The sequence below is a fragment of the Sphingomonas sp. SFZ2018-12 genome (assembly GCF_022496715.1).
GTDB lineage: Bacteria > Pseudomonadota > Alphaproteobacteria > Sphingomonadales > Sphingomonadaceae > Sphingomonas.
In genome coordinates this window covers 1-13,569 of the sequence record NZ_WTFM01000011.1, presented here as the reverse complement: position 1 = coordinate 13,569, position 13,569 = coordinate 1, and the positions used below count along the sequence as shown (strand labels likewise).

Sequence of the window (13,569 nt, the reverse complement as noted above, 5' to 3'; positions counted from 1 at the left end):
TCCAACGCCTCGCCGGCGCGGCGCAACGCGCTCTCCTGGTGCGCCAGCACCGGCAACCCCTTCTCCCGCATCCGGCCTATATCGGCCGCGGCGCGCCCATAGCGTTCGATCGCGCGGGCCTGCGAGGGCGCCAGCGGCCGATCGGCCGCGACGCGCTCGGGCGACGTCGTTTTCTCCGACATCGGTTTCGGCCGGAATCCCGCGAACATGCCGCGCGCCTTGTCGCGCACCTTCTCCGCCACTTGGCGCGCGCGTTCCGGGAACCGGATCTCGCCCCATATCTCCCGGCGCTCGGCGAACACGCGAGCCTGGTCCTGCGCGGGGACCGCATAGTCGCCGGCCATGTCCTTGCTCCGGTCGCGCGACAGGGCGCGGACGAGCTGGCGTTGGTCGGCGAAGTCGTTGCGGCCATAATGGAGCTGCGCCCCGTCGCGGTGCCGCGACATGCCGACATAAGCGCTGTGGCGGTCCATGCCGGGGGTGGCGAGGACATGGGCGCGATCGACGGTCACGCCCTGCGCCTTGTGGAACGTCGCCGCATAGCCATGATCGACATGGGCGTAATCCTTGGCGTCGAACGCGACCTGACGGCCCCCGTCCAGCCGGACGGTCATGCCCTCCGGCGTCACCCGCTCGATCGTGCCAAGCGTGCCGTTCTTCACCCCTAGCGACCGCTCGTTCCGCAGGAACATCAAGCGGTCGCCGCGCGCGAACGCGCGCGTCCCTCGGTCGGCGCTGAACGTCACGTCGTCGCCAAGGTCGCCGGTCGCGCGAAGCCGGCCCCGCGCCTCCTCGTTCAGCTCGCGGACCTCGGCGTTGGTGTGGGTGAGGATGACGCGGGATTTGCCCGGCTCGGCCTGACGCGCGCGATCCCAGCCGTCCACCAGCTCGCCCCGCGCCTGCTCGCGCGTGTCGGCCGCGTGGACCATGCCCTTGCCATCATAGGCGTGGATCGCCTCGCCGGTGCGGCCTGTGGCGAGCGCGCGCGTCGCGTCGCGTTGCCAGTCCTCGCGCTGACGGCGTATCTCGGTGATCTCGGCCGCGCCATGCCGCTCGGTGATGCTGCGGAACGCCGCTCCGGCCTCGATCGCCTGCAACTGCTCGGGGTCGCCTACCATCACGACCTTGGCCCCGGCGTCGCGCGCCTGGCTCAACACACGCTCCATCTGGCGCGAGCCGATCATGCCGGCCTCGTCAACGACCAGCACGTCCCTGGGGCCTAGCTGCTCGCGCCCCTGACCCCATGCGTGTTCAAGGCTGGCGATGGTGCGTGACGCGATGCCTGATCCGCCCTCAAGGTTCTCCGCCGCGATGCCCGACAACGCCGCGCCGCGCACCGTGTAGCCCTGCCCCTCCCACGCCTCGCGCGCGACGCCAAGCATGGCGGATTTGCCGCTGCCGGCGTAGCCGACGACGGACGCCAGCCCTTCGCGCCCGGTGATGTGATCGAAGGCGTCGCGCTGCTCGGCCGACAGGACAAGCCCCTTGGCGCTGGCCGCGCCGATCGCGGCGTCCCGCTGGCGATCGGCGACGCCATGCCCGGCGCGGCCCGCCAGCTCGTCGCCGGCGCTCTCAAGCCGGGCCTCCACCGCGATCATGTCGCGCGACGTGAACCGCTCCTGGTCGCGCCCGTCCCTGCCCAGCGCAATCAGCTCGGGGCTGGAGCGCACCGCCCCCATTACCCGGTCGAACTGATCCTTGCCGTCGCTTTGTCGGAACGCGAACGTCGCAAGGTCGCGGGTGGTGAACGTCGCCTGCTGCCGGGTGATGGCGTCCAGCGCGATCGACGGGTTGGCGATGATCTTCTCGCCATTGTCGCGGGCGATGCGCGTGTGATCCTCGATCCGCTCGGCCTCAAGCCCCTGCTCCGGTCGCCGCGACGCGGCCGGGCCGATTTTGTGCTGCGGCTCAAGCTCGATGCCCTGCGCCTCATAGGAACGGTGATCGATCCGGCCCTCTAGCCCCAGCTCGGCCATGCGTTCGTTGACATGCGCGCTCCACGCCTCGCGCCAGTCCTTCAACAGCTCGGTCGAGTTCCAGTCGCGGTTCTTAGCGCCGAACCCCTCCGGCCCCACGTCACGCATCGCCAGCATGACATGCGCGTGCGGCTTGGGGGTGCCGTCCTTGGCCTTGTCCCAATGCACGTTGAGGTCCGCGACCATGCCGCGATCGACAAACTGTTTCTTCACGAAGTCCTTGGCGAGCGCGACGCCCTGCTTCTCGTTCATCTCGCGCGGAATCGAGAACTCCACCTCGCGGGCAAGCTGCGCGTCCTTGCGCTTCTCCCCCGCCTCCACCTCGTTCCACAAGGCCGCGCGATCGTTTAAACGCTCCGGCGCGCCCTCTGGCAACATCACCTCGGAGTGGATGACGCCCGCCTTGTTGCTGAAATCGTGGTTACGGTTGAAGCGATCGTCATGCAGCTCGGACGCGGACCGATAGGCGGCACTCGCCACCGCGCTCGCGCCGGTCTGGCGACTGATGACCTTGGCGGAAAAATGGTAGATCGCCATGACGCTTGGCTTATTACACTTCTGAGCGCACGTCGGCAACGACGTATAAGCGCGCACTCACAATCCGCTACGCTCCTCGTGATTGACTTGGTGCCGCTTTTCCTGCCGTTCGTGCTTTACCCCAATGCCGGGTCCGCTAAGGTGTCTCTGGTTGATGCGCGGAAGGGTGAGGGCGATGCGGAAGGTGCGCGATTACGACGCCGAACTGAAGGCGCTCGGCGACAAGGCCCGCGCGCTAAAGGCGAAGCGGGTTGAACAGCTCGGCCAGCTCGTCGCCGCCACGGGGGCCGATGCGCTCGATGCCGAGACGCTGGCCGGGGTGCTCCTCGATGCGATCGGGTCGAAGGATACCAGCGCGAAGGAGGCATGGCGTGCGAAGGGCGCTGCCTTCTTTCAGCGGCGCGGGCGGAAAGGTGGCGGCGCTGCTGCGATCGACGGATCGGGCGCTCAAGCTGAACCGGGCGGCGACGCTGCGGGCGGAAGCGGGTCAGCGGCGAACGGATAGCAGGGGCTGGGTCGTGCAACGCCGCGAACGAACGCGCCATCTGATCGAGCTGGGCGGGCTGGTCCAGAAAGCCGGGCTGGTCGAGCTAGCCGACGACGATCGCGCCACGCTCTACGGCGCGCTGCTCGATCTGGCGGGACGTGCGCGTGGCGATGATGCCGGCGACGTGCTGGCGCTGTGGAAGCGGCGCGGCAAGCGCGCGTTCGACGCGGAAGGCGAAGCGAAGGACGAAGCATGAGCGATTTCGATATCGAGGCGATCCGCGCCGAAGTCCGCGCGATGGATTTCGTGCGAGGCACGCCCGCGGAAGTCGCCATGTGGCGGGAGGACATGGCGGAGTCGCGCGCCAACCTCGTGATCGAGGACATGGTCCCGACGCCGAACGATGATGCGTTTTTCGACATGATGCTGGACGAAGGCGTGTCCCCTCCCCTCTTCATCGACGAGACCTGGGCCAAGACCAACATGACGCGGACCCACGGCCGAAGCCCGCGCGGGGAGCGCCTGCTGGCCAAGGTGCCGCACGGCCGCTGGCGCACACTGACTTTCATCGCCGCCCTGCGGCACGACCGCATCACCGCCCCGATCGAGCAGATGTTCTCCAAGCTCAAAACGCTGCTGCGCAAAGCCGATGAGCGATCCGTAGAGGCAACCTGGAGGCGGATCGGATCCCTGCTCGACTACTTCACACCCGACGAATGCCGAAACTATCTCGTCAACTCCGGATACGCTTCAACGTGATCCGGTCATGCTCTAGCCCTAAATCCTGCCCTCTTCTTCCCGCTTAGCCTGCGCCGCTCTGGTGACGGCGTAGCCGGCACGCAACAAATAGCGCATCGGCCGTTAGGCCGATTCCGTCGTTGTATCCTGACGCTGGTTATCCACAGACTGGCCTACCCCAAAGCTCACCTTTCGCGGTTCAGATTCTCTAATTCTTCTGATTCAAGATTCAGGGCGCTGAAAGGCCCGGATTTCTGCGGAAAAACGACTTCAACGGTGAGCGTTGGGGTCGAGTCGCGTGAGTTTCGGGGTAGCGTGCGGTGAGTTTTAGGGTCGGTAAAGGTGAGTGTTCGGGCCGGGTCCGGTGAGCTTCGGGGTAGCCGGGCAACCGGGTCGGCGGTGACGGTGAGTTTTGGGGTAGCCCCCTCACCGTTTCCATCGGGGAGCCGGAACATTTGCCTGGCTCACTTTTCGCGGTTAGGGTGAGTCGATAAGCCCCTCTTGCTCACCGTTGGTCAAGCCTATGTCCCAACCTGCCGTGGTCGATATGTCCTTCCGCACGCTGGCGCAAAAGGGGCGCGGAAATCCCTTTGATCCCGCCAATTACGGGGAAATCGTCAAGCCCGGCGAGCTGGTCGATATCGTCGAGCTAAGCCCCCTCACCCTCGCTGATCGCCGTATCTACAACCTGCTCATCGCCAATGCCTGGGAGCGTATTGGCGAGCCGATCATCCATCGCATTGCGAAGTCGGGACTGAAAGGGACGCACCAGGGCAACGAGCGCGTGGAAAGCTCGCTGCTACGTCTCATGGGCACTATCGCGATCGTCACGATCCGCAAGGACGGCAAGAGCTACAAGCGCCGCGTCCAGCTCCTCGGCCCCAGCGATGAAAGCCTCGAAAAGGACGGCTTCCTTCACTACCGCATCCCCGACGAATTGATCGAGATACTGCGGAACAGTCAGGTCTATGCCCGTCTCAAGACGCAGGTAATGTATTGCTTTGAGTCGAAATACGCCCTCTGCCTCTATGAAATGATCGAGCGTCGCATCGGTTTGGAATACAAGCAGAAAGAGGAGTTCACGATCGAGGAGGTGCGCGGCCTGCTCAACGTCCCCGAGGGGAAACTTGAGCGCTTCGCCGATCTGAACAAATACTGCCTCAAGGTCGCTGTCGAGGAAATCAACAAGCTCTGCCCCTTCTATGTCGATTTCACGCCGATCAAGAACGGGCGCAAGGTCGAACGGGTGGCGCTCCACTGGTTCCCGAAAACGTCCAGCGGTAAGCGCGACGCACAGAACCTGATCGACCAACACAGCATCGTGCGACGCGCTAAGCTGCGTGGCGGGATTCCCGAGCTGCCCGTGCTGGTGGATTTCAGCACGCCCGCCGCGCAAAGGTGAGGCGCTGCCCCAAAACTCACTTTTCGATGATGCAAGTATAGCAGTATATTTGTATACTCCTATACGCTACGTGCGACGCGGCCCCTGCCCTTCTTCACGAAAAGATCGTCCAGCGCCTCACCTAGCAGGCTCTGCACCGTCGTTCCCTCCTCGGCCGCAAGAATACGGAGCTGCGTGCTGACCTCGGGAGCGAAATGTCCCCCTATCAGCTTGGTCCCCTGCCGCCCGGCCTGCGCGGGTCTGGCGGGGATTGGCGCAACGGTCGGGACGGGCGTCGCCGACGTGTCACCGCCGGCCTTGGCCCGGTCGAGCATCGCCTGGAGCGTGTTGCCCTTCGCCATCACGCCACCTCCGCCTTATCGTATAGGCGTATAACCGTATACTCGTATAGGCGGTTGATTTCCGCTGCGGCCGGGCCGTTCGGCTCGAACTCCTGCACTGCCTGGCCTGTGGCCTGCGCGCGGAAGAACGCCTTGCGGTTGCCGATCGTCACCGGACAGACCGCCGCGCCCAGCTCCTCGACTGCTTTCATCGCATCGCCCGTCTCCTGTCCTTGGGGCGGGACGAATGTCAGCACGACGGCGAAGGCGCGATCGAGCTGCCGCACCACGTCCAACGTGTGCGTCATGCTCATTGTATCGAACACCGCCGTCTTCGTCGGCACGAGGATGAAGTCGGCGTGCCGTGCGGCCTCATAGGCAACATCACGCGCGACGGCCGCGCCATCGATCACCACAAGGTCCGTGCCGGCGTCGGCACAGGCCTTGAGCATCGCCGCGAGCCGCACCGGCTGGATCGAGGCGACGGCGGGCGTGTCAAGCTGGCGCACATCTTTCCAGAACGATGCTGTCGCCTGCGGGTCTAGGTCGATGATCGCGGTTTCCTTGCCTGCCTGCTCGGCCGCCACGGCAAGGCACGTCGCCAGCGTCGTTTTTCCGACGCCGCCTTTCTGCGACAGGATGGCGAGAACCTTCATGCTACACTCCTACAGGTATAGATTTATACTTGTATACAGATATGCAGCGTGGAATGAAAGGGGATCACGACTTACCCCGCCAGTGGATCGTCACCGACAGGCCGAGACCGCTCGCGGACTCGGGGAGCGAAGCGGGTAGGAGCCACGGTGCCGCGAAGCGGTAGGCGCACCATCGCTTAAGCGGGTTGAAAGTGTCTGCCTGTGTGCTATAGTTCTGGGTATTATAGGACGATGCCGTGCGGATTTTCAAAACCAAATGGGTCGCGCGGTTCGTCCGACGTGAACGAATTAGTGACGCGGATTTGAAGGAGGCGATCGAGCGAGCCGAGCGTGGGCTTATCGACGCCGATCTGGGTGGCGGCCTCATCAAGCAGCGCGTCGCGCGACCAGGGCAGGGACGATCGGGCGGGTTTCGCATGATCGTGGCCTATCGGACGGAGGATCGGGCGTTTTTCCTCTACGGCTTTGCCAAGAGCGAGCGGGAGAACATCGATGACGACGAATTGCAGACCTTGCGGGACATCGCCGCCGAGTTCCTGGCGAACGACGACACCGCCCTTGATGAAGCCGTGAGCATCGGCAAGCTACAGGAGATTGAGAATGGCGAAGACGCTTAGCACGCTGACCGAGGCGCTCCTCGAGACGGCCGACGACATGCACAGCGTTGGTCTGATGGGCGATGACACCTATCGGAAGATCACCGTCCGCCACCTGGGGCCGGATGCGCCGCCTACGGCCGCGCCGATCACGCCCGATGAAATTCGCGGCGTGCGCGAAGAGGCGCATTTGAGTCAGGCCGCGCTCGCCAAATACCTGAACCTTACGACGGGTTATGTTTCGCAGCTCGAACGGGGCACCAAGCAAGCCAAGGGACCGGCGCTCGCGCTGCTGAATGTCATCCGCCGCAAGGGCATCGAAGTGGTTCAGTGATGGATAAACGAACGGAACAGCGTGGCCGGGCTGCAAAGCCAGCGGGATAGAGGCAGCCCGGACGCGCTATGATAGGGAAGGGGGGAGACGCCCGCCTTCTCGCTCGGCGGATTGACGCGTCGCCGCAACGGCCTCATCGATCAGGGCTTCCAGCTTCGCCGGCGACAAGTCCGCGAATTTGGCGCGCACTTCTTCAACGGTTCGATCAAACGCCCGCCACTTGCGGGTGAGAGTCGTCATAGAACCTCCCAAGCAAAACCTACGTGCAGGATCACATGATAGGCGCTTGCCGCTGGATAGATAAATACAGCGAATTTTCTGCTTTCGTTCCGCTCGGTCGTGACTCATAGAATCGTCATGCCGATCGCGCGCGAACATCGCTGGCTTTACCCGATCGACTGGCGCGAGCTGTCGGCCTTTATCCGCTTCGGCCGCGCCAAGGGGCGCTGCGAGCATTGCCGTCGCCCGCACGGCCGCTACGTGCTGCATCTCGGCGATGGGGTGTGGTGGGACGAGGACGCCGCACGCTGGCGCGACGGGCAGGGCAGGGGGGTTCGCCGTCTGCCCGCACCGATGGAGCTGGCACGCGCGCAACCGGGCTTCGCCGGCATCGACCCGCCCGCCTCGCTGCGGGTCACGCGCGTCGTGCTCGCCAGCGCGCACCTGAACCACGATCCCGGCGACAACCGACCGCGCAACCTCGCTGCGCTCTGCCAGCGGTGCCATATGCGCCACGACGCTGGCGAGCATCGCCGGCGCCGCCGGCGCAACGCCTTCCGGGTGCGCGCGATCGGCGACCTGTTCGCCTGATCGACGATCCCCTGCCTGCCTGCCTGCCTGCCTGCCTGCCGGGCCGTGGGCCAAGCCCCAAGGGTTGGGTGGGTGGAAGAAAGACGCGGCCGACAATGACGGCCTCCATTACACCTGCGCGACCACCGAGCTGCGCCCACCCGGTATGTGCCGGTAGAGCGTCGACGGCTGCACCCCGAGCTGCGCTGCCACCTCCTCGACGGCGATGGTCGGGTCTGCGAGCATCGCCTTGGCGCGCTTGATCTCCGCCGGTCCCATCGCCGGCTTGCGCCCGCCGCGTCGCCCCAACGCCTTCGCCTGGGCAAGTCCGGCGTGGGTGCGCTCTAGCGTCAGCTCGCGCTCGAACTCGGCGACGGCCGCGAAGACGTGGAAAACGAGCCGCCCGCCGGGGCTGGTGGTGTCGATGGCCTGGGTGAGCACGCGAAGGCCAATCTCGCGCTTGGCGAGATCTTCGGCCGTCTCCACGAGCTGCCGGACGGAGCGCGCCAGCCGGTCGAGCTTCCACACCACAAGGGAATCACCGGCGCGGATGTAATCTAGCGCGGCCCTCAATTCCGGTCGATCGCGCTGCGCGCCCGATGCCTTTTCGGTGAACACGCGTTCGCACCCGGCCGCATGGAGCGCGTCGATTTGTAGGGCAGGGGACTGATCCCTGGTGGAAACACGGGCGTAACCGACGAGCAAGGGCGTTCTCCGAGAACTCGACGCGAACTAGCCCGATTTCGAAGAAGGAAACAAGGTACGGTTTCGAGAGGCGAAATGGCCGCTGCGCGGCTGCTCACGCGTGTTGCACCAGCGTCCCCGGCAATCGTTCGTTTACGAGAGATTGAAGACATTACCAGACGTTTTAACTGTCGGGTAAATCCCCTTAGAGACCCTGTTCAGCCGTCATCGCCGCCCCGCCAGCCCGAGCCATCATGGTTGGGGTCGGCACCCAGACTTGGCGGGAGACCGGTGTCCCGCGCGGTCCCGGCGAAACGGTGACGCGCCACTCAAAATGTCCCGCAACCTCCGAACGGTCGGCCGCCGCTTGCACCTCCGAAGGCGTCGACGATATCCATACCCGCCGCGGCGCGACAATCGGTGCCCGCGGCCCCGGTCGCTGATTGACGATGCGCCATTCGTAATGTCCGGCGCCCGACATTGTGGTGGCGGCCTGGGCGTTGGTCATGCCGACGATAGCGGCGATCCCCGCAAAGGTGGCGGCGAGATAACGATTCATGGGCTTGGTCCTTCAATCTGAGCGTTGTTGCCAAAGCATATGTGCTGGCTGGCAGTCCGCGCATTTTGCCCGCTTGGTTACAAGTTGGGCGATCACGCACTGCTGCATCGGAAATTGCTGAAGATCGGCGGCGCGTGAGGGCGTAACGGTTGAGCCGCGTATAACGAATGTAGTTGCAGCATCTCGGAACGAGGGGGGAATCTACTCAATGGCGTCTTCCAATCAGCGGAATGCATGGTGAATCCCTCGCACAGTCGGCTGAGGCCGATGCCCCCGCGCATCATCATCCTGGCCGTGACGACCGTGCTTGCGGGTTGCACGACCTTCGATCCGGGCAGGGATCATGTGGCGATCGAGAAGTTGCTTGCGGATCGCGGCGCGCCGTCGCTGGGCTGGGAGCAAAACGACCAGGGCGAACAGGAGACACAGGCCCAGCAATCGGTCGCCGCCCAACCGATGACGGCGGATTTGGCCGTCAAGACTGCCATGCTCAGGAGTCCGCGCCTCCAGCAGATTTATGGCGAGCTCGGACTGGCTCGGGCCGATGTTCTCGACGCCGTCCAGGTCGCCAATCCGCGCATCAGCCTGTCGAGCCTGGCGCTCGCGGGCGGGCCGGGATCGCAATTCGTGTTCGGCGTCGCCGAGCCTCTGGTCGATTTGTTGACCTTGCCAGCCAAGGCGCGGCTCGCCCGTCTCGACTACGAACGCGCCCGGTACGAGGTGGCGGCGTCGATCCTGGGCGTCAGTCTCGACGTCGAGGCGGCGTGGTATCGCTATGTCGGAGCGCAGCAGGTTGCCGAGATGCGGGCGGCGGTCGCGGATGGCTTGCAGGTTTCGGCAGACCTCGCCCAGCGCTTTTACGACGCGGGCAACATCACGGAATTGCAGCTCAACCGCGAAAAGGCCGCCGCCAGCCAGGCGCGTATCGAGGCGACCCGCGCCGCCGTCGCCGGCAAGATGGCGCGTCTCGAACTCAACAATGCGATCGGATTGCGGGGAGCGGAGGCGGATTGGAAAAGCGACACCGTGCTGCCGCTGCCCCTCGCCCACGAGGATGACGTAAGCGAGTTGCAACGCCTCGCGCAGTCGAGCAGCCTGGAATTGCTCGCCGCGCAGAAGGGCGCTGTCGTCGCCGCCGGGGCGGCGCGGATCACGCGCAGCTTCCGCCTCCTTGGGGCCACCACGGTCGGTTACGACCGCGAGCGCGAGGTCGACCGCTCGGTCATCCGGGGACCGACGCTCGACATCGAGCTGCCGATCTTTAACCAAGGCGGAGCTCGGGTCGCACGAACCGAAGCGCGTCTACGGATCGCGCGCGCGCGCCTGGCGCAACTTGCGCTCGCGTCCGGGAATGCGGTTGGGCTGGGCGCGGAACGCGTACGCGTGCTCAGCGAAGTGGTGGGCCTGTATCGCACGGCCTTGGTGCCGCAGCGTGAAATCGTGACCCGTCAAAGCCAGCTCGAACAGAATTTCGCGCTGATCGGCGAGTTCGAGGTGCTTCAGGCCAAGGCGCAGGAATACGAAGCCTATCAAGGGTTCCTCGAAGCGGTTCGGGATTACTGGCTCGCGCGCGTCGATCTGATGCGTTTGGTGGGGAACAGGCTGCCGAGTGATGCGGAAGCCAGGCAGAACACGCCGACCGTTTCCGAGATACTGACGCCGCCTGCCGCCCCGGCGATGGATCACTCGATGCATGGCGGCCACCATGGCGGGGGAGCGCCGCCGCCGGCAGGTCCGGCACCGTCTGGGTCGCCCGCGCCGCCTCCGGCCATGCCTGGGATGGTTCACGATCATGTGCCAACGCCGGACGCCAGCCCTCCTCCTTCGCCACCGCCCGCTCCGACGCCTGAACACCAACATCATGGAGCCGGCCAATGACCATCCATCGTCGTGACATCCTCAAGACGGGTGCCGCCGCAGCACTGGGGTCAGCGTTGACCGCGCGTGCCGCCGCACAGGATCATTCCATGCATGGCGGCATGGCGATGGGCCCGATGCCCATGCCGGCGGCCGAGCCTGTGGGCGTGGCGCCCGCCGTGCCGCGCGATCCGCGCTACGTGCCCGTCCGCACGCTCAACGGCTGGACGCTGCCGTGGCGGTTGAATGCCGGGGTCAAGGAGTTCCACCTTGTCGCCGAAGAGGTAAAGCATGAATTCGCGCCCGGATCGAAGGCAACCTGCTGGGGCTACAACGGTGGCACGCCCGGGCCGACCATCGAGGCCGTGGAAGGCGACCGGGTAAGGATTTTCGTCACCAACCGGCTGGGCGAGCATACGTCCGTCCACTGGCATGGGCTGATCCTTCCCTCCGGCATGGATGGCGTCGGCGGGATGACCCAGCCGCACATTCAGCCCGGCGAAACCTATGTCTACGAGTTCACGCTGCGCCAGCACGGCACGCATATGTATCATCCGCACGCCGACGAGATGACCCAGATGGCCTATGGCATGATGGGCCTGTTCATCATCCATCCGCGCGGCGGGGAGATCGTGCCGGTCGATCGCGATTACGCCTTCCTTTTGCACAATTGGGCGCTGAAACCCGGAACCTGGCGCCCGGACCCCTCGATCATGGTCGAGTTCGACCAGTGGACCTTCAACTCCAAGATGTTCCCGGCGATCGATCCGATCGTCGCGCGCACCGGCGAGCGTGTGCGCATCCGGGCCGGCAACCTGTCGATGTGGAACCATCCGATCCACCTTCATGGCGTCGAGTTCGAGGTGACGGGTTCCGATGGCGGGCGCTGGCCGCGCGAGCGCTGGCGGCGGGAGGTCACCGAACTGGTGTCGGTCGGGCAGATGCGCGACATCGAGTTTACCGCGGTCGCCGGCGACTGGGCTTTCCACTGCCATATGGCCCACCACACCATGAACGCGATGGGCCACGGCATCCCCAACCAGACCGGCGTTGATCAATCCGGTGTAGAGGCGCGGATTCGCAAGGTGTCGCCAAATTTCCTGCCGATGATGCGCTACGGCATGGCGGAGCACCAGGAACACACCGACGGCGGACATCAAGGTCCGGTCAACACGACGCCGATGATGGGCGGCAAGGGCCAGTTCGGGAATATGGAAATGGGCGGCATGTTCACGGTCGTGAAGGTGCGCGACGATATCGCGCGGGGCGATTTTACCGATCCCGGCTGGTATCGCCATCCGGCGGGAACGGTCGCAAAACGAGTCAGCGCAGACCCTGACTTCGGTTCTCCGCCGCGCCGTCAAGTGTAGCGGTTACGAAGCCCGGAATTGCACGCCTACTGGTGATTACCGCCAACCTTAATCGTGCATCGCACCGTCTCGCGCGCTCGAACCGCGGCCTTGCTGCACCCCTCGATCGTTTCGCGATTGGCCGTCACGATCCTGTCGCCGGCGACGATCGCGCGGAACGCGGTCGGGCTCGCGCTCTGCATCAAGCGCTGCCCCGCCTCCCAACGCGGCAAGTCTAACGACCGCGCCGCTATGCGCTCGGGCCATTGCCAGCTCGCCGGCGCGACCTCGCGCGCGACCAGGCCGGGCACTATCGCCCATGCGATGATGCCGATCGCGACCCCGCCCAGCCCGAACCATAGCTGCCGATTCTTCTGGTCGGCTCGCGTCCATGCGGACCCGGCGACGGCGCGAAGCTCGGCCATGACGCGGGCCTTGTCCTCGCCCGCCCTGGCGAGCGCTGCCTGATCCTCGCGCCGGGCCGCGTTACCCGCCGCCACGATCCGCTGCGCCATTTGCTCGGGCGTCATCGCCAGCGCCGGACTCCGGGCGATCACGTCGTTGATGACCGCGATCCGGTCGGCCGTGGCGTCCACGCCCTGCTGCATCCGCCCCAACGTCTCGGTATAATCGGGCACGTCGATCGCGCCGCGCTCGGCCGCCAAGCCCTCCACGGCGCGGCGCAACAGCGCCAGCTCGCCACGCATGGCCTCGAAAGCCTCGGCCGCGTCTGCTCCCTGGCTGTCGTCCTCGTCCGCCACCCATCCCCCTTACCGGCTCATGCCACGCTCGCGATCACGCCCGATCGCGACCGACTGCGCCAGTTCCTGCCCGATCGACCGGCCCCGCTCCATGCTCAACGCCAGCTCGGGGGCGCGACGCCGCAACACGGATTCGAGTTGCGGATCGCGGTGCAACCCGCCCGCCATGCTCTCCATGCGCTTCCCCAGCTTCTCCGCGCCGGCACGATCGCCGGCACGCTCCATGCTGGCGCGCGCCTCCTTCATGCCCTGCCACTGCTCCACAAAGCGGCCCGCGCGCTTCTCGGGGTCAATGCGGACCTGGCGCTCCGTCTCCATCGCCTTCGCCGCCCCGCCCGTGTTCCCCTCCGCCGCGTCGCGCGCGAGCCGGGGGTCACGCTCGATCGCGCTGGCAAGGTCACGCGCGGCATGGGGCCGGGTCGCGTCCAACGCCTCGCCGGCGCGGCGCAACGCGCTCTCCTGGTGCGCCAGCACCGGCAACCCCTTCTCCCGCATCCGGCCTATATCGGCCGCGGCGCGCCCAT

13 protein-coding genes and 3 pseudogenes are annotated in these 13,569 nt (G+C 65.7%); 10 read left to right on the top strand and 6 right to left on the bottom strand.

The window, feature by feature from the left end; translation table 11 throughout:
* Positions 1-2,513: Ti-type conjugative transfer relaxase TraA (gene traA, locus GO308_RS18470; protein WP_240886433.1), on the bottom strand; the 2,513-nt coding region annotated here is incomplete at its 3' end.
* Between the two features lie 175 nt (positions 2,514-2,688).
* On the opposite strand from traA, the gene GO308_RS18465 reads away from it, so the two are divergent.
* The 5 genes and pseudogenes from GO308_RS18465 (at position 2,689) to GO308_RS18445 (ending at position 5,140) form a co-directional block, all read left to right on the top strand.
* A complete protein-coding gene (locus tag GO308_RS18465) occupies positions 2,689-3,018 on the top strand; it encodes a conjugal transfer protein TraD (protein WP_066212924.1) in 330 nt (109 codons plus the stop codon).
* A gap of 13 nt (positions 3,019-3,031) precedes the next feature.
* A complete protein-coding gene (locus GO308_RS18460) occupies positions 3,032-3,256 on the top strand; it encodes a conjugal transfer protein TraD (RefSeq protein WP_066212920.1) in 225 nt (74 codons plus the stop codon).
* Positions 3,253-3,453: pseudogene (locus tag GO308_RS18455) on the top strand (hypothetical protein); the annotation flags it as partial. The gene GO308_RS18460 and the pseudogene GO308_RS18455, both read left to right, overlap by 4 nt.
* Positions 3,451-3,759 (top strand): annotated as a pseudogene (locus GO308_RS18450) (IS630 family transposase); the annotation flags it as partial. The pseudogenes GO308_RS18455 and GO308_RS18450, both read left to right, overlap by 3 nt.
* 502 nt (positions 3,760-4,261) lie before the next feature.
* Positions 4,262-5,140 (top strand): replication initiation protein, encoded by an 879-nt coding sequence (locus tag GO308_RS18445; protein ID WP_066212952.1) that lies wholly within the window; start codon positions 4,262-4,264, stop codon positions 5,138-5,140.
* A gap of 59 nt (positions 5,141-5,199) precedes the next feature.
* Here GO308_RS18445 and GO308_RS18440 read toward each other — a convergent pair whose 3' ends face one another.
* Positions 5,200-5,481 carry a ribbon-helix-helix domain-containing protein gene (locus GO308_RS18440; protein ID WP_196490168.1) on the bottom strand — a complete coding sequence of 94 codons (282 nt, stop codon included), beginning with the start codon at positions 5,479-5,481 and terminating at the stop codon, positions 5,200-5,202.
* Positions 5,481-6,116 carry a ParA family protein gene (locus tag GO308_RS18435; RefSeq protein WP_066212949.1) on the bottom strand — a complete coding sequence of 212 codons (636 nt, stop codon included), beginning with the start codon at positions 6,114-6,116 and terminating at the stop codon, positions 5,481-5,483. The genes GO308_RS18440 and GO308_RS18435 overlap by 1 nt, the downstream gene beginning before the upstream one ends.
* A gap of 236 nt (positions 6,117-6,352) precedes the next feature.
* Here GO308_RS18435 and GO308_RS18430 point away from each other — a divergent pair, with 236 nt between their 5' ends.
* The 3 genes from GO308_RS18430 to GO308_RS18420 all read left to right on the top strand — a co-directional run bounded on the left by GO308_RS18430 (position 6,353) and on the right by GO308_RS18420 (position 7,856).
* Positions 6,353-6,733, top strand: a complete 381-nt coding sequence (locus GO308_RS18430) for a type II toxin-antitoxin system RelE/ParE family toxin (protein WP_066212947.1) — start codon at positions 6,353-6,355, stop codon at positions 6,731-6,733.
* Positions 6,717-7,046, top strand: coding sequence for a helix-turn-helix domain-containing protein (locus tag GO308_RS18425; RefSeq protein ID WP_066212942.1), 330 nt, complete (start codon positions 6,717-6,719; stop codon positions 7,044-7,046). The genes GO308_RS18430 and GO308_RS18425 overlap by 17 nt, the downstream gene beginning before the upstream one ends.
* A 339-nt stretch (positions 7,047-7,385) precedes the next feature.
* Positions 7,386-7,856, top strand: a complete 471-nt coding sequence (locus GO308_RS18420; RefSeq protein ID WP_231729261.1) for a hypothetical protein — start codon at positions 7,386-7,388, stop codon at positions 7,854-7,856.
* A gap of 108 nt (positions 7,857-7,964) precedes the next feature.
* On the opposite strand, the gene GO308_RS18415 is transcribed toward GO308_RS18420, so the two are convergent.
* Positions 7,965-8,540: a recombinase family protein gene (locus tag GO308_RS18415; RefSeq protein ID WP_066212936.1), complete on the bottom strand. Its 576-nt coding sequence runs from the start codon at positions 8,538-8,540 to the stop codon at positions 7,965-7,967.
* Between the two features lie 805 nt (positions 8,541-9,345).
* On the opposite strand from GO308_RS18415, the gene GO308_RS18410 reads away from it, so the two are divergent.
* Together GO308_RS18410 and GO308_RS18405 are read left to right on the top strand one after the other, a co-directional pair.
* The gene (locus GO308_RS18410; protein ID WP_066548711.1) at positions 9,346-10,956 is read left to right on the top strand and encodes a TolC family protein; all 1,611 of its coding nucleotides are present in this window, start codon (positions 9,346-9,348) and stop codon (positions 10,954-10,956) included.
* Positions 10,953-12,305, top strand: coding sequence for a copper oxidase (locus GO308_RS18405; protein ID WP_063976194.1), 1,353 nt, complete (start codon positions 10,953-10,955; stop codon positions 12,303-12,305). The genes GO308_RS18410 and GO308_RS18405 overlap by 4 nt, the downstream gene beginning before the upstream one ends.
* Positions 12,306-12,331: 26 nt before the next feature.
* Here the strand turns inward: GO308_RS18405 and GO308_RS18400 are convergent, their stop codons facing one another.
* On the bottom strand, positions 12,332-13,045 hold the full coding sequence (locus GO308_RS18400; protein ID WP_063976193.1) for a DUF6118 family protein: 714 nt from the start codon (positions 13,043-13,045) through the stop codon (positions 12,332-12,334).
* 9 nt (positions 13,046-13,054) lie between these two features.
* Positions 13,055-13,569: pseudogene (locus GO308_RS18395) on the bottom strand (conjugal transfer relaxase TraA); the annotation flags it as partial.

Excerpts from the sequence above, each read along its gene's own strand:
- GO308_RS18445 (WP_066212952.1), top strand. The coding sequence starts at position 4,262 with ATGTCCCAACCTGCCGTGGTCGATATGTCCTTCCGCACGCTGGCGCAA.
- GO308_RS18440 (WP_196490168.1), bottom strand. The coding sequence starts at position 5,481 with ATGGCGAAGGGCAACACGCTCCAGGCGATGCTCGACCGGGCCAAGGCC.
- GO308_RS18410 (WP_066548711.1), top strand. The coding sequence starts at position 9,346 with ATGCCCCCGCGCATCATCATCCTGGCCGTGACGACCGTGCTTGCGGGT.
- GO308_RS18405 (WP_063976194.1), top strand. The coding sequence starts at position 10,953 with ATGACCATCCATCGTCGTGACATCCTCAAGACGGGTGCCGCCGCAGCA.
- GO308_RS18465 (WP_066212924.1), top strand. The coding sequence starts at position 2,689 with ATGCGGAAGGTGCGCGATTACGACGCCGAACTGAAGGCGCTCGGCGAC.
- GO308_RS18425 (WP_066212942.1), top strand. The coding sequence starts at position 6,717 with ATGGCGAAGACGCTTAGCACGCTGACCGAGGCGCTCCTCGAGACGGCC.
- GO308_RS18435 (WP_066212949.1), bottom strand. The coding sequence starts at position 6,116 with ATGAAGGTTCTCGCCATCCTGTCGCAGAAAGGCGGCGTCGGAAAAACG.